Source organism: Novosphingobium sp. HR1a (assembly GCF_015594425.1).
GTDB classification, from domain to species: Bacteria; Pseudomonadota; Alphaproteobacteria; order Sphingomonadales; family Sphingomonadaceae; genus Novosphingobium; species Novosphingobium resinovorum_A.
In genome coordinates, this window is sequence record NZ_JABXWS010000035.1 from 125,940 (window position 1) to 144,481 (window position 18,542).

The 18,542-nt window shown below is 65.1% G+C and carries 26 protein-coding genes; 19 read left to right on the forward strand and 7 right to left on the reverse strand.

What is annotated here, in order from left to right; genetic code table 11:
- The 5 genes from rapZ to HWN72_RS08140 all read left to right on the forward strand — a co-directional run bounded on the left by rapZ (position 1) and on the right by HWN72_RS08140 (position 2,941).
- Positions 1 to 918 (forward strand): RNase adapter RapZ, encoded by a 918-nt coding sequence (rapZ, locus tag HWN72_RS08120; RefSeq protein WP_036524610.1) that lies wholly within the window; start codon positions 1 to 3, stop codon positions 916 to 918.
- Positions 919 to 966: 48 nt separating this feature from the next.
- On the forward strand, positions 967 to 1,371 hold the full coding sequence (locus HWN72_RS08125) for a PTS sugar transporter subunit IIA (protein WP_008829470.1): 405 nt from the start codon (positions 967 to 969) through the stop codon (positions 1,369 to 1,371).
- Positions 1,368 to 1,646, forward strand: a complete 279-nt coding sequence (locus HWN72_RS08130) for an HPr family phosphocarrier protein (protein WP_008829471.1) — start codon at positions 1,368 to 1,370, stop codon at positions 1,644 to 1,646. Before HWN72_RS08125 ends, HWN72_RS08130 begins: the two co-directional genes overlap by 4 nt.
- Entirely contained in the window at positions 1,643 to 2,476 is an 834-nt protein-coding gene (locus HWN72_RS08135; protein WP_231958169.1) for an RNA methyltransferase, read from the forward strand. The genes HWN72_RS08130 and HWN72_RS08135 overlap by 4 nt, the downstream gene beginning before the upstream one ends.
- Positions 2,477 to 2,623: 147 nt before the next feature.
- Entirely contained in the window at positions 2,624 to 2,941 is a 318-nt protein-coding gene (locus HWN72_RS08140; protein WP_008829473.1) for an META domain-containing protein, read from the forward strand.
- Between the two features lie 257 nt (positions 2,942 to 3,198).
- Here HWN72_RS08140 and rmuC read toward each other — a convergent pair whose 3' ends face one another.
- The 3 genes from rmuC to recR all read right to left on the reverse strand — a co-directional run bounded on the left by rmuC (position 3,199) and on the right by recR (position 6,070).
- On the reverse strand, positions 3,199 to 4,758 hold the full coding sequence (gene rmuC, locus HWN72_RS08145) for a DNA recombination protein RmuC (protein WP_008829474.1): 1,560 nt from the start codon (positions 4,756 to 4,758) through the stop codon (positions 3,199 to 3,201).
- Between the two features lie 83 nt (positions 4,759 to 4,841).
- Positions 4,842 to 5,411 (reverse strand): peptide deformylase, encoded by a 570-nt coding sequence (def, locus tag HWN72_RS08150; protein WP_008829475.1) that lies wholly within the window; start codon positions 5,409 to 5,411, stop codon positions 4,842 to 4,844.
- Positions 5,412 to 5,473: 62 nt separating this feature from the next.
- Positions 5,474 to 6,070: a recombination mediator RecR gene (recR, locus tag HWN72_RS08155; RefSeq protein WP_008829476.1), complete on the reverse strand. Its 597-nt coding sequence runs from the start codon at positions 6,068 to 6,070 to the stop codon at positions 5,474 to 5,476.
- A 60-nt stretch (positions 6,071 to 6,130) separates the two neighbouring features.
- Between recR and fmt the strand changes: the two genes are divergently transcribed.
- On the forward strand, positions 6,131 to 7,039 hold the full coding sequence (gene fmt, locus HWN72_RS08160; protein ID WP_211150016.1) for a methionyl-tRNA formyltransferase: 909 nt from the start codon (positions 6,131 to 6,133) through the stop codon (positions 7,037 to 7,039).
- 2 nt (positions 7,040 to 7,041) lie between these two features.
- Here the strand turns inward: fmt and HWN72_RS08165 are convergent, their stop codons facing one another.
- Positions 7,042 to 7,566 carry a cupin domain-containing protein gene (locus HWN72_RS08165; protein ID WP_211150017.1) on the reverse strand — a complete coding sequence of 175 codons (525 nt, stop codon included), beginning with the start codon at positions 7,564 to 7,566 and terminating at the stop codon, positions 7,042 to 7,044.
- Positions 7,567 to 7,662: 96 nt separating this feature from the next.
- Between HWN72_RS08165 and truA the strand changes: the two genes are divergently transcribed.
- A complete protein-coding gene (gene truA / locus HWN72_RS08170) occupies positions 7,663 to 8,409 on the forward strand; it encodes a tRNA pseudouridine(38-40) synthase TruA (protein ID WP_211150018.1) in 747 nt (248 codons plus the stop codon).
- A 53-nt stretch (positions 8,410 to 8,462) separates the two neighbouring features.
- Here truA and cobS read toward each other — a convergent pair whose 3' ends face one another.
- Positions 8,463 to 9,452 (reverse strand): cobaltochelatase subunit CobS, encoded by a 990-nt coding sequence (gene cobS / locus HWN72_RS08175; protein ID WP_211150019.1) that lies wholly within the window; start codon positions 9,450 to 9,452, stop codon positions 8,463 to 8,465.
- Between the two features lie 63 nt (positions 9,453 to 9,515).
- Positions 9,516 to 10,232: a helix-turn-helix domain-containing protein gene (locus HWN72_RS08180; protein WP_211150020.1), complete on the reverse strand. Its 717-nt coding sequence runs from the start codon at positions 10,230 to 10,232 to the stop codon at positions 9,516 to 9,518.
- 70 nt (positions 10,233 to 10,302) lie between these two features.
- Here HWN72_RS08180 and HWN72_RS08185 point away from each other — a divergent pair, with 70 nt between their 5' ends.
- The 8 genes from HWN72_RS08185 to HWN72_RS08220 all read left to right on the forward strand — a co-directional run bounded on the left by HWN72_RS08185 (position 10,303) and on the right by HWN72_RS08220 (position 14,950).
- Positions 10,303 to 10,731 (forward strand): VOC family protein, encoded by a 429-nt coding sequence (locus tag HWN72_RS08185; RefSeq protein ID WP_036524588.1) that lies wholly within the window; start codon positions 10,303 to 10,305, stop codon positions 10,729 to 10,731.
- A gap of 28 nt (positions 10,732 to 10,759) precedes the next feature.
- A complete protein-coding gene (locus HWN72_RS08190; protein ID WP_211150021.1) occupies positions 10,760 to 11,464 on the forward strand; it encodes a glutathione S-transferase family protein in 705 nt (234 codons plus the stop codon).
- Between the two features lies 1 nt (position 11,465).
- Complete coding sequence (locus HWN72_RS08195; protein WP_036524583.1) at positions 11,466 to 11,837, forward strand: DUF1428 domain-containing protein; 372 nt, start codon at positions 11,466 to 11,468, stop codon at positions 11,835 to 11,837.
- Positions 11,838 to 11,840: 3 nt separating this feature from the next.
- Positions 11,841 to 12,665: a VOC family protein gene (locus HWN72_RS08200; protein ID WP_211150022.1), complete on the forward strand. Its 825-nt coding sequence runs from the start codon at positions 11,841 to 11,843 to the stop codon at positions 12,663 to 12,665.
- Between the two features lie 71 nt (positions 12,666 to 12,736).
- Positions 12,737 to 13,363, forward strand: a complete 627-nt coding sequence (locus HWN72_RS08205; RefSeq protein ID WP_008829486.1) for a glutathione S-transferase family protein — start codon at positions 12,737 to 12,739, stop codon at positions 13,361 to 13,363.
- A complete protein-coding gene (locus HWN72_RS08210) occupies positions 13,360 to 13,839 on the forward strand; it encodes a VOC family protein (protein WP_211150023.1) in 480 nt (159 codons plus the stop codon). Before HWN72_RS08205 ends, HWN72_RS08210 begins: the two co-directional genes overlap by 4 nt.
- The gene (locus tag HWN72_RS08215; RefSeq protein WP_008829488.1) at positions 13,839 to 14,489 is read left to right on the forward strand and encodes a glutathione S-transferase family protein; all 651 of its coding nucleotides are present in this window, start codon (positions 13,839 to 13,841) and stop codon (positions 14,487 to 14,489) included. The genes HWN72_RS08210 and HWN72_RS08215 overlap by 1 nt, the downstream gene beginning before the upstream one ends.
- 11 nt (positions 14,490 to 14,500) lie before the next feature.
- Complete coding sequence (locus tag HWN72_RS08220; RefSeq protein ID WP_008829489.1) at positions 14,501 to 14,950, forward strand: SRPBCC domain-containing protein; 450 nt, start codon at positions 14,501 to 14,503, stop codon at positions 14,948 to 14,950.
- 77 nt (positions 14,951 to 15,027) lie between these two features.
- On the opposite strand, the gene HWN72_RS08225 is transcribed toward HWN72_RS08220, so the two are convergent.
- Positions 15,028 to 15,465, reverse strand: a complete 438-nt coding sequence (locus HWN72_RS08225) for a J domain-containing protein (protein ID WP_008829490.1) — start codon at positions 15,463 to 15,465, stop codon at positions 15,028 to 15,030.
- A gap of 193 nt (positions 15,466 to 15,658) precedes the next feature.
- Here HWN72_RS08225 and HWN72_RS08230 point away from each other — a divergent pair, with 193 nt between their 5' ends.
- From HWN72_RS08230 to nusB, 4 genes are all read left to right on the forward strand, one after another.
- The gene (locus tag HWN72_RS08230) at positions 15,659 to 15,931 is read left to right on the forward strand and encodes a BolA family transcriptional regulator (RefSeq protein ID WP_008829491.1); all 273 of its coding nucleotides are present in this window, start codon (positions 15,659 to 15,661) and stop codon (positions 15,929 to 15,931) included.
- A 218-nt stretch (positions 15,932 to 16,149) separates the two neighbouring features.
- Positions 16,150 to 16,803 (forward strand): ATP phosphoribosyltransferase, encoded by a 654-nt coding sequence (hisG, locus tag HWN72_RS08235; protein ID WP_008829492.1) that lies wholly within the window; start codon positions 16,150 to 16,152, stop codon positions 16,801 to 16,803.
- Positions 16,803 to 18,092 carry a histidinol dehydrogenase gene (gene hisD, locus HWN72_RS08240; protein WP_008829493.1) on the forward strand — a complete coding sequence of 430 codons (1,290 nt, stop codon included), beginning with the start codon at positions 16,803 to 16,805 and terminating at the stop codon, positions 18,090 to 18,092. Before hisG ends, hisD begins: the two co-directional genes overlap by 1 nt.
- Positions 18,089 to 18,532 (forward strand): transcription antitermination factor NusB, encoded by a 444-nt coding sequence (gene nusB / locus HWN72_RS08245; RefSeq protein ID WP_008829494.1) that lies wholly within the window; start codon positions 18,089 to 18,091, stop codon positions 18,530 to 18,532. Before hisD ends, nusB begins: the two co-directional genes overlap by 4 nt.
- The last annotated feature ends 10 nt before the right edge of the window (positions 18,533 to 18,542 follow it).

Consider the following 18,542-nt stretch of genomic DNA (forward strand, 5'->3'; position numbering starts at 1 on the left):
ATGGGGACTAAAGTGGGAAATCCGCAGCGCTTGCTGCTGGTTACGGGCATGCTGGGTGCGGGCAAGACGACGGCCTTGCGCGTGCTGGAAGACCTTGGCTGGGAAATCGTCGACAATTTCCCGGTCCGCATGCTCGAAGCGCTCATCGACGGCGCCCCCGAAGGCGATCCCACGCCGCTCGCCATCGGTTTCGATTCGCGTACCCGGGGCTTCGATCCCGAGCGCGTGATCGCGCAGGTCAAAAGCCTCAGCGAACGCCGCGACCTCGAAATCACCACGATGTTCCTCGACTGCTCCAGCAAGGAACTCGAACGCCGCTACAACGAAACGCGCCGCCGCCATGCCCTCGCCGCCGATGCGCCGGTCTCCACCGGCATCCGGGCGGAACGCGAACTGCTGGCGCCGCTGCGCCGCTGGGCGGACCTGCTGATCGAGACCACCGAATTCACCTCCAACGACCTGCAGCGGTCGATTCGCGAGCGTTTCGCCGAGAGCACCGCCGACGAACTCACCGTCACCGTCTCCAGCTTCGGTTTCTCTCGCGGGATGCCGCCAGTCGCCGACCTCGTCTTCGACATGCGCTTTCTCGACAACCCGCACTGGGACACCGAACTGCGCCCTCAGACGGGGCAGGACGCGCCTGTAGGCGACTATATCCGCAAGGACCCGGCCTGGGACGAGGCCTTCGCCCGCATCCGCGATCTCATCCTCCTGCTGCTTCCCCGCTACCGGGCACAGGGCAAAGCCTATGTCCACATCGCCTTCGGCTGTACCGGAGGGAAACATCGTTCGGTATTCACCGCAGAACAGATCGCAGCGGTCTTGCGTCAATCGGGATTTTCGCCCACATTGCTGCACCGCAACCTGGGCTCACGGGCGGCGGATCTTCTCGAAGGGGGTCTGCGGCGTGGAAAATAGAGACATGAACCGGGTGCGATTGCAGGAATTTCGGAGCGCACTCCCGGCATGATCGGCATGATTCTGGTTACTCACGGCAATCTCGCCGAGGAGTTCGTACACGCGATGGAACACGTCGTCGGCGATCAGGCCGATGTCGAGACCGTCTGTATCGGCCCGAACGACGACATGGAACGCCGCCGCTCCGAAATCGCCGACGCCATTGAAAAGGTGGACAGCGGCGAAGGCGTGATCGTCCTCACCGACCTGTTCGGCGGCACGCCCTCCAACCTCGCGATCTCGCTGATGCAGGCTGGCAAGGTCGAAGTGATCGCCGGGATCAACCTGCCGATGCTGATCCGCCTCGCCAAGGCGCGCGGCTGCATGCCGGTGCGCGAAGCGGTCGCCGCCGCGCGGGATGCGGGCCGCAACTACATCACGATCGCCAGCGAATATCTGGGTCAGGACGCATGATCGACTGTCGCGATTCGGTGCTGATCGTCAACAAGCGCGGCCTCCATGCCCGCGCCAGCGCCAAGTTCGTCGGCCACGTCGCCGATCTGCCGGGCGGGGTTTCGGTGACGGTCAGCAAGGACGGAATGTCCGCTGAAGGCGGCTCGATCCTCGGCCTGATGATGCTCGGTGCGGCCAAGGGCGACACCATCGAAATCGCCTGTTCAGGCAACGGCGCCGACGCCGCGCTGGCGGTTCTGGCGGGTCTGGTACGCGACGGCTTCGGCGAAGAGTGAGCACCCCCTATTCGCCGGGCGGCATCGAACGCCGCACGATCACCGGCTTTTCCAATCCCCTCGTCAAGTTCCTGCGCTCGCTTCGCGACAAGAAGCACCGCAAGCGCGAGAAGCGCTTTCTGGCGGAAGGCCTGCGCCTGCTCACCGACGCGCGCGAATGCGGCGTGCTGCCGGAGATGCTGGTCATGGCCATCGGCCGCGATCCGCATCCGCTGCTCGATGCGCTCGAAACCGCCGTCGCGGCGGCGGGCGGAGAGATCGTCGAGATGGACGTGGAAATCCTCGCCAAAGTCACCGGCAAGGATAATCCGCAGGCCGTCGCGGGCGTCTTCGCCGAATTCGACACGCGCCTCGCGAACCTCGACCGAGCCAGTTCGCCGATCTGGCTGGTGGCGCAGGCGCTGCGCGATCCGGGCAATCTCGGCACCATGCTGCGCACCGGCGACGCCGTGGGTGCGGGCGGCCTCATCCTCATCGACGATTGCGCCGATCCGTTCTCGGTCGAGGCGGTACGCGCCAGCATGGGCGCGATCTTTACCCAGAAGATCGCCATCGCGCGCTGGGAGGAATTCCAGGACTGGCTGCGCGGCGGTGACGGCCAACTGGTTGCGGCCTCGCTGCGCGACCCGACCGACTATCGGCAGGCGCCTTATGCTGCGCCGTGCTTCCTCATGGTCGGCAACGAATCGCAGGGGCTTCCGGCCGATTACGAGCAAGCCTGCGACCTGCGCGTTACCATGCCGATGCTGGGCCGCGCCGACAGCCTAAACGCCGCCGTCGCGGGCGCGGTTCTTGCCTACGAGGCACTCGCGCATCTGCGGAGTTCCTGAAACTCCGCGTTCATCCCATCCTCACCTCTCGGGCGTAAGACTCGATGGGTGATGCGACGACTCGCCCTCCTTCTCTGTCCGCTCCTGCTGGCTGGATGCTCCGACGCGGGGCACCTCACCCAGCGCGGTCCTGCGGGAGAAAACTGGGTGGGCAGCCAATGGCACTTCGCCGCGATCGACGGTCGCGCCCCTGAGGACGCTAGCGCTCAAGTCGCGTTCGAAGGCGAGCACCTTCTGGTGCAGGTCGGCTGCAACCGGCTCAAGGGACCCTGGCGGATGGAGGCGGAACGCCTGATCGCCGGGCCTTTCGACCAGACCGAAGCCGTCTGTCCTAGTTCCTCATGGGAACAGGGCAATGCCGTCAGCGCCCTGCTCGCCGCGACGCCGCGGGTAACCGTAGAGGGCAAGCGCATGATCCTGCAGTCAAGCGGCCACACCGCCGAACTTACACGCGCGGTAGACTGAGCCGAGTGTCTCAAGAGCATTACACTTTACGTAGAATAGTCATTGCGAGCGCAGCGAAGCAATCCAAAGTAGTCTTGAGCCGCCTTGGATTGCTTCGCTGCGCTCGCAATGACGAAGGGTAGATCACGTCAGACCATCAAATCGAGGCACCCGCCCTCATCGTGAAACCATCTGACGCAGGTTCGATCGGCGCCGTCAGAAGATGGGTTCCCGCCTTCGCGGGAATGACGACGACGATATACGCTTGATCTGGTGACTTACTCCGCAGCCTCCGCAGCCTCGACGGCTTCCTCGCTATTATCCTCGATCTGAACGCCGGTATCGGCATAACGCGGCGCAGCCTCGATCGAGGGGACATCGTCGGAGATTTCTCGCTTGCCGATCTTGATGTGCTTTTCACTGAGACGGCGGGCGCGGCTCATCACGTTGCCCTCGTAAGTGCGGGCGAAGTCGTTGAAGCTGTTGACCGCGCGGCCCATGTGCACGCCGACCTTGGACAAGTCGTCCTGAGTCTTCGCAAGGCTGTCGTAAAGGTCGGCGCCGAGCTTGCCGATCTCGCGCGCTTCGCGCGCTAGCCCTTCCTGCTGCCAGACTTGTGCGATGGTCCGCGCGATGGCGACGAGGTTCGTGGGGCTCGCCAGCAACACCTTGCGATCGAACGCGAAGTCCCAAAGACCCGAATCGTGGTCGAGGGCGGCTGCGATGAAGTGTTCGCCGGGCACGAACATGATCACGTAATCCGGCGCATTCTCGAACTGGCTCTGGTAGCTCTTGGCGCCGAGCGTCTGGATGTGGTTGCGCATCGATGCCGCGTGCTGGCCCATGAAGGCGAGGCGCCCAGCCTCGTCCTCGGCCTCGAAGGCATCCTGATAGGCATTGAGCGAGACCTTCGCGTCGATCACCAGTTGCTTGTTGCCGGGAATTCGGACGATCGCATCGGGGCGCAGACGGCCTTCCTCGGTGTTGATCGACTGCTCGGTCTCGAAGTCGGTGTGCTCGGTCAGCCCGCACTGTTCCAGCACGTTCTTGAGCTGCTGTTCGCCCCAGCGTCCGCGCGCCTTGGGCGCATTGCGCAGCGAGTTGCCGAGCCGGACGGCCTCCGCGCGCACCAGTTCCTGCCCGACGCGCAGCGCCTCGATCTGGCCGGTCAGCTGGCCGAAGGCATCGACGCGCTTGGCCTCCAATGCCGCGACCTGTTCCTCGTAGCTCTTGAGGCGCTGACCTACCGGTGTGAGGATCGAGTTGAGGCGTTCGGCGCTGGCTTTCTCGCTCTGTTCGAAACGCTCGCCCGCCCGGCGCAGGAATGCTTCCTGCGCGCCCGCCAGCACTTTTGCGCCGGCGTTCTCGAACTCCTTGCGCAAGGCTTCCTGCGCTTCGAGCAGCAGGCGCTTCTGCTCATCGAAGTTCGCCGACTTTTCCCGCAGGGTCGAAAGTTCGTCCGACAAGCCGCGCTGTTCACGCAGCAACCCGTCCACGCGTGCGGCATGTTCGGTGCGGGTCTTATCGAGAACCTGCGTCAGCTCTGCACGGGTACGTTCGACCGCTGCGGCGCCGTCATGGCGCAGGCGTTCGGTCAGGGCTTCATGGTCGGTGCGTGCGCGGTCGAGCGCCTGCTCGAGCGCATCGGCCCGCCCGGCCCGCTCGCGCGCGGCTTCAAGATCGGCGAAAGTACGTAAATATTTGGCGTCGCCTTCGCGTGCCTCACGCTCACGCGCTTCGGCTTGTGCCCGCCATTGCGCGGTCGGGCGCGAACCGAAAAACCAGCCTGCAGCGAGGCCGATGACGAGAGCGAGAATCGTGGCGACTACAAGTTCCATGGCTCCAGCCTAGCCGGAACATTTCAGGAACTCCAGTCCTCGACGGCGATTTTCCACCGGGGCGCGAAACGCCCCGGAAGAAATCAGGCGGCCTTGCGCAGCTTTTCGAGCTTCTTGAGCGCCATCTGGCGCTTCAGGCGCGAGAGGTGGTCGATGAAGAGGATACCTTCGAGGTGGTCCATCTCGTGCTGGAGACAGATCGCGAGAAGACCGTCCATGTCCTCCTCGTGCACCTTGCCGTCGAGGTCCTGCCAGCGTGCGCGGATGCGCGAAGGGCGCTCCACATCGGCGAAGATCTCGGGGACCGAGAGGCAACCTTCCTGATAGACGATGTGCTCGTCCGAGGGATCGAGGATTTCCGGATTGATGAAGATCCGGGGTTCCTTCTTGGTCGGCTGATGCGTGTGGTGGTGATCGCCATGCGACGTGCAGACTTCCGGCTCGGCGTCCTCGTCGTCAGGCTGGAGGTCGATCACCAGTACACGGAGCGGAACGCCGACTTGGATCGCGGCGAGACCGATGCCGGGAGCGTGGTACATCGTTTCGAACATGTCATCGACGAGCGTTTTAAGCTCGTCGTCGAACTTTTCGACGGGGGCCGAGACCTGCTTGAGGCGCTGGTCGGGAACTTCGAGGATTTCGCGGATAGCCATCTGCGCCAGATAATCGCGAAAGCCCGATTTCGCAAGATCAGGCACCGCAGGCCGAAATCGCGTCAGGCGACAGGACGACGAGCGCGGATCGCCTGGGCCAGTGTGCCCTCGTCGAGATAGTCGAGTTCGCCGCCGACCGGCAGGCCGTGCGCCAGTTGCGTTACCCGCACCGGGAAGCCTTCAAGCCGCTCGGCGATGTAGTGCGCAGTGGTCTGGCCTTCGAGCGTGGCGTTCATCGCGAGGAGGACTTCATCGATGCCGCCCTCCCCGATCCGGCGCAGCAGGCTGTCGATCGCCAGGTCTTCGGGGCGGACGCCGTCCAGCGCCGAGAGGCGTCCACCAAGGACATGGTAACGCCCCGTGAACAGGCGCGCGCGGTCAAGCGCCCAGAGGTCGGCGACTTCCTCGACCACGCAGATCGAGCGTGCGTCGCGGCGGGGGTCGGCGCAGATGCCGCAGGGGTCGGTGGTATCGACATTGCCGCAGGTCCGGCACTCGACGAGCGCCTCGCGCACGGCGTCCAGCGCCTCCAGCAGCTGCACCAGCGCGGTTTCCCGCCGCTTGATCAGCCACAGGACGGCACGGCGCGCCGAACGTGGGCCAAGGCCGGGCAGGCGCGACAGGGCGGCGGTCAGCGTCTCGATCTCTTGCGATGCCATGGATCGGGAGATAGGGCCTGCGCCTGATCTTAGAAAGCCCGCTCAGGAGTTCCCCACATCATGCGTATCATCTTCATGGGAACGCCCGATTTTGCGGTCCCCGCTCTGGTTGCTCTTGTCGAGGCGGGGCACGAGGTCGTGGCTGCCTACACCCAGCCGCCGCGTCCCGGCGGGCGGCGGGGCAAGGAACTGACGCCCTCGCCGGTGCAACGGGAAGCCGAAGCGCGCGGGATCGAAGTGCGCCATCCGGTTTCGCTGAAGGGGGCGGAAGAGCAAGCCGCCTTCGCCGCGCTGGAGGCAGACATTGCCGTCGTCGCGGCTTATGGGCTGATACTGCCGCAGGCGGTGCTGGATGCGCCGCGCCTCGGGTGCCTCAACATCCATGCCTCGATCCTGCCGCGCTGGCGCGGTGCGGCGCCGATCCAGCGGGCGATTCTAGCGGGCGATCCGACCACGGGGATCACCATTATGCAGATGGAAGCCGGGCTCGATACCGGACCGATGCTGGCGACGCTGCGCACAACGATCGACGCGAAGACGGCCGGGGAACTGACCTCCGAACTTGCGGACCGGGGCGCGCAGCTGCTGGTCGGCACCTTGCGCGACCTCGCCGTTCACCGCGCGGTGAAGCAGCCGGAGGACGGGATTACCTATGCCCGCAAGATCGACAAGGCCGAAGCGCGACTCGATTTCACCGCAAGCGCGACCGACGTGGAGCGTCAGGTGCGCGCGTTCATGCCCGTGCCGGGCGCGTTCTTCGAACTGGACGGCGAGCGCTACAAGGTGCTGGCGGCGCGGATCGTCGAGGGCTCCGGCGAGGCGGGCAGCACGCTCGACGATGCCCTGACGGTCGCGTGTGGGGAACAGGCGCTGCAGGTCACGCGCATCCAGCGCGCCGGCAAGCCGGCCATGGACGTGGCTGACCTGCTGCGTGGGCGGCCCATTCCGGCAGGCACGAAGCTGGGTTGAGTTTAGGCCTTCTCGGGCATCCGGCGCTGCGGCGGCGCTTCGTCGGCCCAGCGGGCGTGGCCTTCGCGCAAGGTCGCGGCGGTCTTTTCCCATGCGCTGAGGGGCTTGTCCCGGACGCGGATGTTGAAGCGGTCGGTGCCCCGAAATTCGAGGACTTCGGCGCCTTCCGGGCCTGCGGTGTATGCATAGGGCACTTCGGCGCCGACGAAGAAGCCGTCGCCAGCAGCCAGCGTCTCGGTGCCCATGCGGATCGAGCCGGCGACGATGTAATAGAGGCAATCGCAGTCGTGGCTGTGGAGCGGCAACGGGAAACCGCTCTTCACCCATAGCCGCGCGAGGCTCATGTCCTCGCGGCGGTAGGGGACGTCGGCATATTCGCCCCTCACCTGCATCGCCTCCATCAGCAATGGCTGGGCGGCGACGAGGTTGGGTGTGTCGCCCTCGTAAGTCATGCAGTCGCACTCTTCCAGCGCGGGAGCGTCAGCGCCGCGGAATATCTGGAAGCGGGGCTCTTTGTTCTCGGCCATGGCAGGCTCCTTTCCCGGTGAGCGGATGGTGACACCGGATGCGCAGGACGCCAAGCCCATTGCGCGGCGGCACCAGTCCTGTATCGGCGGGGCGAAATGACCCGTTTTGCGCTCACTCTCGAATTCGACGGCAGCCCGTTCATGGGGCTGCAGCGGCAAGCCCATGGTCCCTCGGTGCAGCAATCGGTCGAGGATGCGGCTTTCATGGTCACCGGCGAGCGCGCCATCGTGCACGCGGCCGGGCGTACCGATGCCGGGGTCCACGCGCTCGGAATGCGCGCCCATATCGACATCGCGAAGCCGTTCGAGGCGTATAAACTGCTGGGGGCACTCAACGACAGGTTGCGGCCTCATCCGATCGCGGTCCTGTCCTGCGAGGTCGTGCCCGGCGACTGGCACGCGCGGTTTTCCTGCGTCGGCCGCGCCTACATCTACCGCATCGCCAATCGCCGTGCCCCGCTGACGCTGGAGAAGGGCAAGGCATGGATGGTGCCCAAGCCGCTCGATGCCGAGGCGATGCACCGTGCCGCGCAGATACTTGTGGGACTGCACGATTTCACCACGTTCCGTTCGGCGCATTGCCAGTCGAGTTCGCCGCTCAAGACGCTCGACCGGCTGGAAGTGCGGCGCGAGGGCGAGATGGTGCTGATCGAGGCGGAAGCGCGCAGCTTCCTGCATCATCAGGTGCGCTCGATGGTCGGCTGCCTCGCACTCGTCGGCATGGGACGGTGGAGCGAAGAGGATCTGCGCGAGGCGCTTGCCGCGCGCAATCGCCGGAAGCTCGGCCTAAATGCACCGCCGGACGGGCTCTACTTCGTCCGCGCAGTCTATCCCGGCGAATAACGAAAAGGGCGCCTCCTTGCGGAAGCGCCCTTTTTCTTGGTCGGCCGGGCCGATCAGGCCTTGGCGACGACGCTTTCCGGCAGATCCTGCCCGAATACGCGCTGGTAGTATTCGGCCACCAGCATGCGCTCGGTCTCGTCGCACTTGTTGAGGAACGAGAGGCGGAAGGCGAAGCCGACGTCGTTGAAGATCGCCGCGTTCTGTGCCCAGGTGATGACCGTGCGCGGGCTCATCACCGTCGAGATATCGCCGTTCATAAAGCCCTGGCGCGAGAAGTCCGCGACCTTGACCATGTTGGCGATCACCGACTTGTCGATCTGCGGCACCTTGGCGGCGACGATGCCCGTCTCGGTGGCGTGGGGCAGGTAGTTGAGCGCCACCACCAGGTTCCAGCGGTCCATCTGGCCCTGGTTGATCTGTTGCGTGCCATGGTACAGACCCGAAGTGTCGCCCAGGCCCACCGTGTTGGCGGTGGCGAACAGGCGGAAGTGCTTGTCCGGACGGATCACGCGGTTCTGGTCGAGCAGGGTGAGCTTGCCCTCGGTTTCCAGAATGCGCTGGATCACGAACATCACGTCCGGGCGGCCCGCGTCGTATTCGTCGAACACCAGCGCCACCGGGTGTTGCAGCGCCCAGGGGAGCAGGCCCTCGCGGAATTCGGTCACCTGCATGCCGCCGCGCAGGACGATGGCATCGCGGCCGATCAGGTCGATGCGGCTGATGTGCGCGTCGAGGTTGATGCGGATGCACGGCCATTTGAGGCGCGCCGCGACCTGTTCGATGTGCGTCGACTTGCCGGTGCCGTGGTAGCCCTGCACCATCACGCGGCGGTTGTAGGCGAAGCCCGCCAGGATCGCGAGGGTGGTGTCCGGGTCGAACACGTAAGTCTCGTCGAGGTCGGGCACGCGCTCGTCGGCCACGGAGAAGGCCGGAACCTTCATGTCGATGTCGATCCCGAAGGTCTCGCGCACGTCGAGTTCGATGTCGGGAGCGGCCAGTACGGTGGCGTCGCGATTCTCGGTCTGGGTCTTGGAGTCAGTCATCGTAGGGCATCGCGTATAGGACCGGCCGCTGCATCGCAATAAGCTTTGGGCGACTTGCCTTGCTCAACTCGCGCATTTGGGAGGGAGGCTGAACAGATCGAGGAAGCGCTGGACCAGCGATGGGTCGCCTTCGATCCGCAGTGCCTGAACCTCTTCCCGCGGCCACTTGCCGTAGAATACCGCGAGGAACGGGAACCCGCCCTCGGCCGCGAAGACCAGATCGGGTTCCGGATCGCCATTGCTGGAGGGATGGATCGCCAGATCGCCCTGCCCCAGCCGCCCGGTGAATTTGCTGACACCCACCTCGAAACGCACCGTCAGCGCCAGATCGCCGATCCGCTCAGGATGGATCATCGTGCGCAGCGAGAGCATCAGCGAGACCGGCGTGATCGGCAGCGTGGGATCGTGGAGGGTCGAGCGCACCGCCCAGCGCCCCAGTTCCTGCATGACCGGCTCCAGCGCCAGGCCCCATTCGGTGAGTCGGTAAACCTGCACCGAAGCGGGCGGCGGCAGCACTTCGCGCGCGACGATGCCGGTTCCTTCGAGGCTCTCCAGCCGCTCGGTCAACGTCTTGGCGCTCAGGCCCGGCAATTCGGCGCGGATCTCCGAGAAACGGCGAGGGCCGAGAATCATCTCGCGTATGATCGGCAGCGACCAGCGTTCGCCGATGAGTTCCATCGCGAAAGCCGCCCCGCAGGCATCCCCATACCAGCGGCCATGTGCGCGTTTCACACTATCCGTCGCGCTTTCCGAACGTATGGTTTCTTTTTGTGACTTCATGGTTGCTTTTAGTTACCACTGAGGTCAGGTTCGGGCAAGAGGCGATTCGCCCTTCTGAAGGAGAGAGCAGATGGCACGCATGATCTTCGTGAACCTCCCCGTCACCGATCTGGAGCGCTCCAAGGCGTTCTACACCGCGCTCGGCTTCACCAACGAGCCGCGCTTCACCGACGACACGGCGGCTTGCATGGTGTGGTCGGAATCCATCTTCGTGATGATCCTGACGCACGACAAATGGCGCACCTTCACCGACCGCCCGATCCCCGACACCGGCTCCAGCGAAGTGGCGCTGTGCCTTGCATGTGAAAGCAAGGAAGAGGCCGCGGAGATGAAGGCCAAGGCTGCGGCGGCAGGCGGCACGCCCGACATCAATCCGCCACAGGACTATGGCTTCATGGTCAGCCACGCCTTCACCGACCTCGACGGGCATGTCTGGGAGACGATGTGGATGGACCCTGCCGCCGCCTCGGGGGAAATGGAAATCCCGACCACGGCGTGACATAAAAAAACGGGAGAGGGAGAAGACGATGCCTATCGATCCGACCTCACAGATAGAGATCACCGCTTACGAATGGGTGCCCTCCTTCGCGCAGGGGCAGGTCCGCGATTTGCGCCCGCGCTGGGCCTGCGAGGAATACGCCCTGCCCTACAAGGTGCGCCTGATCAGCGCGATCGAGCGTCCCGAATGGTACTATGACGACCAGCCCTGGGGGCAGGTGCCCTTCGTCCGTGACGGCGAGGTCGGGATATTCGAAAGCGGCGCCACGCTCATACATCTCGCCGAGAAGGCGGGCGCCCTGCCTCCGACCGGCTCGCAGGAACGGGCAAAAATCTTGAGTTGGTTGTTCGGCGCGTTCAACTCGATCGAGCCTTTCGTGATGGAGTTCGTCAACTGCACGTTTTTCTCGCGCAAGGAGGACTGGGCACCGCTGCGCCGCCCTTCCCTGACTACCGCGCTGGAAGGCCGCCTCAAGCGCCTCGAAACGGCGCTGGGGGCCAGCGAGTGGCTGGCCGGGGACTTCTCGATCGCCGATATCGCGATGACCACGATCCTGCGCGCCATCCCCGACCCGTCCGTGCTGGCGCCGACGCCCGCACTCGCGGCGTACGTCGAGCGCGGCATAGCTCGCTCTGCGTTCCAGCGTGCGCTGGAGGCGCAACTCGCGCCTTTCGCCGAGCATGATCCGAAGACCAAAGCCAAGGCCGAAAACCCTGCCAAGGAAGGAGTCTGACATGACCTACGTAGAAGGTTTCGTGATCGCCGTCCCCAAGGCGAACAAGGACAAGTTCATCGCCCACGCCGAGATGGGCGACGCCGTCTTCATGGAGCACGGCGCCACCCGCGTTCTCGAATGCTGGCAGGACGACGTGCCCGAAGGCAAGCAGACCGACTTCTTCCGGGCGGTGGAGTGCAAGGAGGACGAGGCGGTGGTCTTCTCGTGGATCGAATGGCCCGACAAGGAGACCCGCGAAAAGGGCATGGCTGCGGTCATGGACGCGATGAACACCGACCCGCGCATGGATCCGGAGAAGAACCCCATGCCTTTCGACGGCATGCGCATGATCTACGGCGGCTTCCAGCCCGTCGTCACGCTGGGAGGCTGAGCTATGGGCAACCCTGTAGGCAGCTTCATCTGGTACGAGCTGATGACCAGCGATTCCGACGCCGCGGCCGCCTTCTACGGCAGTGTCGTCGGCTGGAAGATCGGCGCCAACGTCATGCCGGAAATGACCGGCGATTCCGGCATGGACTACCGCATGATCGAGCGCATCGATGGCGGCGGCGCGGGCTGCGGCTATACCGGCGGCGTCTTCGCACTCGACGATGCCATGATCAAACAAGGCGCGAAGCCCGGCTGGATGGGCTACATTTACGTCCCCGACGTCGATGCAAAAGTGGCCGAGATCACGGCCGAGGGCGGATCCGTCCACGTGCCCGCCACCACCATGGAAGGCGTCGGCCGCTTCGCCATGGTGACCGACCCGCAGGGCGCCGCGTTCTACGTGATGACGCCGGAACCGCCCGCCGACGGTCCCGACGCCACCAGCGACGTGTTCAGCGTGGACAAGCCGCAGACGGTACGCTGGAACGAACTCGTCACGCCCGACGACGACGCGGCGGTGGCGTTCTACACGAAGCATTTCGGCTGGACCCAGCACGGCGCGATGCCGATGGGGCCGCTCGGCGACTACCGCTTCCTCCAGCTGGAGGACGTGCAGATCGGCGCGGTTATGAAGCAGGCTGATTTCATGCCGGTGCCAGGCTGGACCTACTACATCGGCGTGGACGATATTGACCGCGCACTGACCGCAGTAAAGGACGGCGGCGGCAAGCCTATGGGCGATCCGCAGCAGATCCCCACCGGCGAATACACCGTCCACGCCTTCGATCCGCAAGGCGCCTACTTCGGCCTCGTCGGGCCGCCCAGATAACCGGGCGGACGGTGATTGACGCCGTCCATTCGTTCCATCAATGTTCCACCCTCATCTAAGGGAGAATCCCGATGGCCGACTACACCTTCTTCACCAACCCGATGTCGCGCGGACAGATCGCCCGCTGGGCGCTGCACGAAGCCGGGGCGGACTACGAGCAGGTCCTCGTCGACTGGAAGGACAAGCCCGCCGCGTTCCTCGACGCCAACCCGATGGCCAAGGTGCCAACGCTGATCCACCATGCCGACGACGGCGACCGGGTGATCACCGAATCCGCCGCGATCTGTCTCTATCTCGCCGAGATGAACCCGGAAGCGCACCTGCTCCCCAACGACGGCGAGATGGCGGACTATTACCGCTGGACCTTCTTCGCCTCCGGCCCGATCGAGCAGGCGATCACCTCGCGCGCGCTCAAGTTCGAGCCGACGCCGCAGCAGGAGATGATGGCCGGCTGGGGCAGCTTCGAGCGCACCCTCGCCGCGATCGAGGAAAAGCTGGCCGAGGACGACTGGGTCTGCGGCACCCGCTTCACCATGGCCGACGTCTATGTCGGCAGCGCGATCGACTGGGGCATGACCTTCGGCATCATCCCGCCGCTGCCCCCGCTCGTGGCCTATGCCGAACGTTGTCAGGAACGCCCCGCCTACCGGACCGCCAAGGGCATCGACGGCAAGCTGATAGAGGAGATGAAGAAATGACGGCCAAAAACCGGATCTGCCTCTGGTACGACGGCACCGCCGAGGACGCTGCGAACTTCTACGCCACCGTCTTCCCCGACACCCGCGTCGATTCCGTACAACGTGCACCGACGGATTATCCGGACGGGAAGGAAGGCAACGTCCTCGTGGTCGAGTTCACGGTGATGGGGATCGAATGCATCGGCCTCAACGGCGGCCCGCAGTTCCCGCAATCGGAATCGTTCTCGTTCCAGGTCGCCACCGACACGCAGGAAGAGACCGACCGCTACTGGGACGCCATCGTCGGCAATGGCGGAGCGGAAAGCATGTGCGGCTGGTGCAAGGACAAGTGGGGCCTCAACTGGCAGATCAGTCCTCGCGCCCTCACGAACGCGATGGCGAACCCCGATCGCGCTGCAGCCAAGCGGGCGATGGAAGCGATGATGACGATGCGCAAGATCGACATCGCCGCGATCGAGGCGGCGGTGAAAGGCTGATGCTGGCACTCTACGGCCACCCCTTCTCGTCCTACACCTGGAAGGCGCAGATCGCGCTCCTGGGATCTGGGCTGGAACATGAGTTCCGCATCGTCGACGGCGATCACCCCGATCATGGCAAGATCGTCGCCATGGCCGGACCAGCGGGCAAGTTCCCGGTCCTGCAGGACGGCCAGAACCTGATCTTCGAGGCGACTTCGATCATCGAGCACCTGCAACTGCACCATGTGGAACCGGATGTCCTGCTGCCCTCCGATGCCGAAGCGGCGATCGGCGTACGCATGCTCGACCGGGTTTTCGACAACTACGTCATGGGCAACATGCAGGAGGTCGTGAACGAACACATTCGCGATGCCGAAAACCCGGACATGACCCGCATCGGCGAAGCGCGGGAACGGCTGGAACGCAGTTACGCCTGGTTGGAGGGCTGGCTTCAGTACTACCCGGCGCAAGGCCAGGTTACCCTGATCGAGTGCGCCGCCGCGCCCTCGCTGTTCTACGCCGACTGGGTCCTCCCCATCGCCGACAGCTTTTCGCGCCTGAAGGCATGGCGCGCCCATCTGCTCGCCTTGCCGCCGGTCAGCACCTGCGTCGAGGCCGCCCGCCCTTACCGCGCGTTCTTTCCGCTGGGCGCGCCTGATCGAGATTGAGGAGAACAACGATGAGCAACGAACTGTCCACCACCCGCTACATCGCCGCACCGCCTGCGAAAGTGTGGGACGTCATGGCCAACCGCCAGAACGAATGGTGGTGCCCTACCCCATGGCGCGCCGAGGTCGATGAACAGGACAAGCGCCCCGGCGGCGTCTGCAAGATGACGATGTACGGCCCCGACGGCGAAGTCATGCCCCAGAACGGCATCTACCTTGCCTATGAGGAAGGCCGCCGCTTCGCCTCGACCGATGCGGTGGTGGACGATCTCCAACCGAGCGGGCCGTTCATGATCGGCATCTGGGAAGTCGCTCCGGAAGGCGAAGGCACGCGCTATACCGCCACCGCCCGCCACTGGAGCGCGGATACCTGCAAGCAGCATGAGGAAATGGGCTTTACGCAAGGCTGGGCAGCCTGTGCGGACCAGTTGGCAGCGATCTGCGAGGGCGAAGACGAATAACGCGCCCTGCTCCTCTTTCCACTTCGTCACCCTGAAACAAGTTTAGGGTGACGGGGAATGTAGGGCCAAGATAGGTCCTACCCGAAAGCCGCCGCGTTCTTGAGGACCTGATACGCCTCGACCACCCCCTGCAGCCGCGCGGCATGGCTGTGATCGCCGCCGTTGTGGTCGGGATGATACTGCCGCAGAAGCCGCGTATAGCGAAACCGCAGGGTCTTGCGGTCGATGTCCCCGTCCAGCCCCAGCGTCTCCAAAGCTCTGCGCTCGTTCGGAGTGAAGCGCGCGTTTTCGGGCTTCAGGTCAGCCCTGCGCCGCTTCACATGCGCCCTCGCCCGTGCCTGAATCGCCTCAAGCGGGTCGGAGAAGTTCGCCCAGTTCGGCGCCTGATCCACGCCCGCATCAGGCCGGAACGCGCGGGTCTGCGTCTCCCAACCGTGGAGCGGGGACTGCGCGCGCATGATCTCCTCCGCTTCCATGCCTTCGAAGTAGTCGTAGCCCGAATTGAACTGACGCACGTGCTCGAGGCAGAACCATCGATAGTCGCCCGGCCCGTCGAACCCGGACGGCCGACCACCCGGAGCACGAAACTCGCCCGCCTCATCACACCCCGGCCAGGCGCACTCGTGACCGGTGGATTCGAACCTTCCATGAAATCTATGCTGTCTCACCGGCTTCCAGATGGGACATCGATCGCCTAAATGGAACCCCATGTCTGGACCACTCGAACAGGAAATGCGGCAGCTTCTGACCGCTGCCTTCGCTCCCACGTCGCTTGACGTGGTCAACGATTCCGCCACGCACCGCGGCCATACCGGCGATGACGGCAGCGGCGAATCGCACTTCACCATCCTGATCGAGAGCCCGCAGTTCGCCGGTGTCTCACGTCTGCAGCGCCAGCGACTGGTAAATGCGGCGCTGGGCGACATTCCCGGCAATCGCGTCCATGCGGTGGCGATCAAGGCCAGCGCGCCGGGGGAATAAGCGCGAAGCCCGCAGACATACACCCGTCATCCCAGCGAAGGCTGGGACCGCTGGCAATGCTTTAGGCGATAGCTGGCCGAACAACACTCTGCCGCTATGTGGGTTGTTCACGGCCAGCGATCCCAGCTTTCGCTGGGATGACGGCGTGTTGCCCTGTAGCTTGCTCAGGGCAAACACCCCGGTTGCCCTTTGCGCCTTGCCCGACTAAGGCGCGCACCATGCCGACACCTCTGACTTTCGCCGTGCCCAAGGGCCGAATCCTCGACGAAGCGCTGCCCCTGATGGCGCGCGCCGGTGTGACCCCCGAGGCGGAATTCCATGACAAGAAGTCACGCGCGCTCTCCTTCGCTTGCGAAAACAGCGACATGCGCCTGATCCGCGTGCGCGCCTTCGACGTCGCCACGTTCGTCGCGCATGGCGCCGCGCAAGTCGGCATCGTCGGCTCGGACGTGGTGGAGGAGTTCGCCTATTCCGACCTCTACGCCCCCGTGGACCTGAACATCGGCCACTGCCGTCTTTCGGTCGCCGAAAAGGTGGGCGAGACCGGCGGCGCGCTGCCTTCGCACTTGCGCATCGCCAGCAAGTACCCGAACCTCACCCGCCGCCATTTCGAGAAGTTGGGCGTGCAAGCCGAAGTCGTGAAGCTGAACGGCGCGATGGAGCTGGCGCCCTGCCTCGGTCTGTCGAGCCGGATCGTCGATCTGGTCTCCACCGGCCGCACGCTCAAGGAGAACGGTCTGGTCGAAACCAGCCGCATTCTCGACATTTCCGCGCGCCTGATCGTCAACCGCGCTGCCCTCAAGACCGACGAGCGCGTCGCCGCACTGGTCGAGGCCTTCCGCGCGCTGGTGGCGGAAAAGGAAGCCGCCTGATGCTGCGCCTTTCAGCCAAGGACCCCGGTTTCGCCGAGGCCTTCGCGCGCGTCGTCTCCGACCGCCGCGAAAGCGCGGTTGACGTGGCCGCCGACGTCGCCGCGATCCTCCGGGACGTGCGCGAGCGTGGTGATGCAGCGCTTGCCGATCTCACGGCGAAGTTCGACGGCCATGACCTCGACCAGACCGGCTGGAACGTCGATGCCGCTACCTGCAAGGCCGCCTTCGACGCGCTAGAACCGACCTTGCGCGCAGCGCTGGAACTCGCGGCAGAGCGTATCCGCGCCTACCACGCCGCGCAACTCCCCGAGAACCGCGACTACACCGACGCCGCCGGCGTGCGCCTCGGAGCGACGTGGAATGCGGTGGACGCGGCGGGCCTCTACGTTCCCGGCGGGCGGGCGGCCTATCCGTCCTCGCTGCTGATGAACGCCATTCCCGCAAAGGTCGCAGGCGTGGAGCGTCTCGTCGTCGTCACCCCGACGCCGAAGGGCGAAGTCAATCCGCTCGTCCTCGCCGCCGCGCACCTTGCGGGCGTGGACGAAGTGTGGCGCGTGGGCGGTGCCCATGCCGTCGGCGCGCTGGCCTATGGCACCGACCGCATCGCCCCCGTCGATGTGGTAACCGGCCCCGGCAATGCCTGGGTGGCCGAGGCCAAGCGCCAGCTCTACGGCGTCGTCGGCATCGACATGGTCGCGGGGCCGAGCGAAATCCTCGTCATCGCCGACGCCAAGAACGAGCCGCGCCGGATCGCCGCCGACCTTCTCAGCCAGGCCGAGCACGACCCGACCTCGCAGTCGATCCTCATCACCGACGACGCGGCCTATGCCGACGCGGTGGCCGAAGCCGTCGAACTCGAACTCGCCGCGCTAGCGACCGAGAAGACCGCCCGCGAAAGCTGGAACGTCAACGGCGTCATCATCGACGTCGCCAGCTTCGACGAAGCCCCCGCGCTCGCCAATGCACTGGCGGCCGAACACGTCGAGATCGCCACCGACGATCCCGAAAGCCTGATGCGCCGCATCCGGCACGCAGGGTCCGTGTTCCTCGGCCGCATGACCCCCGAGGCGGTCGGCGATTACGTCGCCGGCCCCAACCACGTCCTGCCCACCGGGCGCCGGGCGCGGTTCTCCTCGGGGCTTTCGGTTCTCGATTTCATGAAGCGCACCAGCTTCATCCAGCTTGACGCTGCGGCGCTGGAGGCCATCGGCCCCGCCGCCGTCGCCCTTGCCGAGGCCGAAGGGCTTCCCGCGCACGCGCGCTCCATTTCCGTAAGGCTGAACTCATGAGCAATCCCAAGCAGAAGCGCGCCGCCGCGCGCCTCGCCGCCGTCCAGGCGCTGTACCAGTTCGACATGGAGGGCACCCCGATGGCCTCCCTGCTCGACGAATTCCACCGCCACCGCCTTGGCATGGAGATCGACGACGCGCAGTTCGCGCAGGCCGAAGTCGCGTTCTTCGACGACGTCGTGAAGGGCACCATCGCCCGCCGCGACGAAATCGACGAACTGCTGGCGTCCAAGCTGACCGAGGGCTGGTCGCTGGGCCGTCTCGACAAGACGATGCTGCAGATCATGCGCGCGGGCGCTTACGAACTCATGGCCCGCGCCGACATTCCGACCGGCGCCGCGATCAGCGAATACCTCGACGTGTGCCACGCCTTCTTCGACCCGCGCGAGGCGAAGTTCCTCAACGGCGTGCTCGATTCGGTGGCAAAGTCGGTCCGCTGACGGCATGATC

Coding starts and splice junctions, on each gene's coding strand:
- nusB (WP_008829494.1), top strand. CDS start 18,089: ATGAGCAATCCCAAGCAGAAGCGCGCCGCCGCGCGCCTCGCCGCCGTC.
- HWN72_RS08125 (WP_008829470.1), top strand. CDS start 967: ATGATCGGCATGATTCTGGTTACTCACGGCAATCTCGCCGAGGAGTTC.
- HWN72_RS08130 (WP_008829471.1), top strand. CDS start 1,368: ATGATCGACTGTCGCGATTCGGTGCTGATCGTCAACAAGCGCGGCCTC.
- HWN72_RS08185 (WP_036524588.1), top strand. CDS start 10,303: ATGGCACGCATGATCTTCGTGAACCTCCCCGTCACCGATCTGGAGCGC.
- HWN72_RS08195 (WP_036524583.1), top strand. CDS start 11,466: ATGACCTACGTAGAAGGTTTCGTGATCGCCGTCCCCAAGGCGAACAAG.
- truA (WP_211150018.1), top strand. CDS start 7,663: ATGACCCGTTTTGCGCTCACTCTCGAATTCGACGGCAGCCCGTTCATG.
- hisG (WP_008829492.1), top strand. CDS start 16,150: ATGCCGACACCTCTGACTTTCGCCGTGCCCAAGGGCCGAATCCTCGAC.
- HWN72_RS08205 (WP_008829486.1), top strand. CDS start 12,737: ATGGCCGACTACACCTTCTTCACCAACCCGATGTCGCGCGGACAGATC.
- HWN72_RS08200 (WP_211150022.1), top strand. CDS start 11,841: ATGGGCAACCCTGTAGGCAGCTTCATCTGGTACGAGCTGATGACCAGC.
- hisD (WP_008829493.1), top strand. CDS start 16,803: ATGCTGCGCCTTTCAGCCAAGGACCCCGGTTTCGCCGAGGCCTTCGCG.
- HWN72_RS08220 (WP_008829489.1), top strand. CDS start 14,501: ATGAGCAACGAACTGTCCACCACCCGCTACATCGCCGCACCGCCTGCG.
- HWN72_RS08180 (WP_211150020.1), bottom strand. CDS start 10,232: ATGAAGTCACAAAAAGAAACCATACGTTCGGAAAGCGCGACGGATAGT.
- def (WP_008829475.1), bottom strand. CDS start 5,411: ATGGCTATCCGCGAAATCCTCGAAGTTCCCGACCAGCGCCTCAAGCAG.
- fmt (WP_211150016.1), top strand. CDS start 6,131: ATGCGTATCATCTTCATGGGAACGCCCGATTTTGCGGTCCCCGCTCTG.
- recR (WP_008829476.1), bottom strand. CDS start 6,070: ATGGCATCGCAAGAGATCGAGACGCTGACCGCCGCCCTGTCGCGCCTG.
- rapZ (WP_036524610.1), top strand. CDS start 1: ATGGGGACTAAAGTGGGAAATCCGCAGCGCTTGCTGCTGGTTACGGGC.
- rmuC (WP_008829474.1), bottom strand. CDS start 4,758: ATGGAACTTGTAGTCGCCACGATTCTCGCTCTCGTCATCGGCCTCGCT.
- HWN72_RS08215 (WP_008829488.1), top strand. CDS start 13,839: ATGCTGGCACTCTACGGCCACCCCTTCTCGTCCTACACCTGGAAGGCG.
- HWN72_RS08165 (WP_211150017.1), bottom strand. CDS start 7,566: ATGGCCGAGAACAAAGAGCCCCGCTTCCAGATATTCCGCGGCGCTGAC.
- HWN72_RS08190 (WP_211150021.1), top strand. CDS start 10,760: ATGCCTATCGATCCGACCTCACAGATAGAGATCACCGCTTACGAATGG.
- HWN72_RS08230 (WP_008829491.1), top strand. CDS start 15,659: ATGTCTGGACCACTCGAACAGGAAATGCGGCAGCTTCTGACCGCTGCC.
- HWN72_RS08210 (WP_211150023.1), top strand. CDS start 13,360: ATGACGGCCAAAAACCGGATCTGCCTCTGGTACGACGGCACCGCCGAG.
- cobS (WP_211150019.1), bottom strand. CDS start 9,452: ATGACTGACTCCAAGACCCAGACCGAGAATCGCGACGCCACCGTACTG.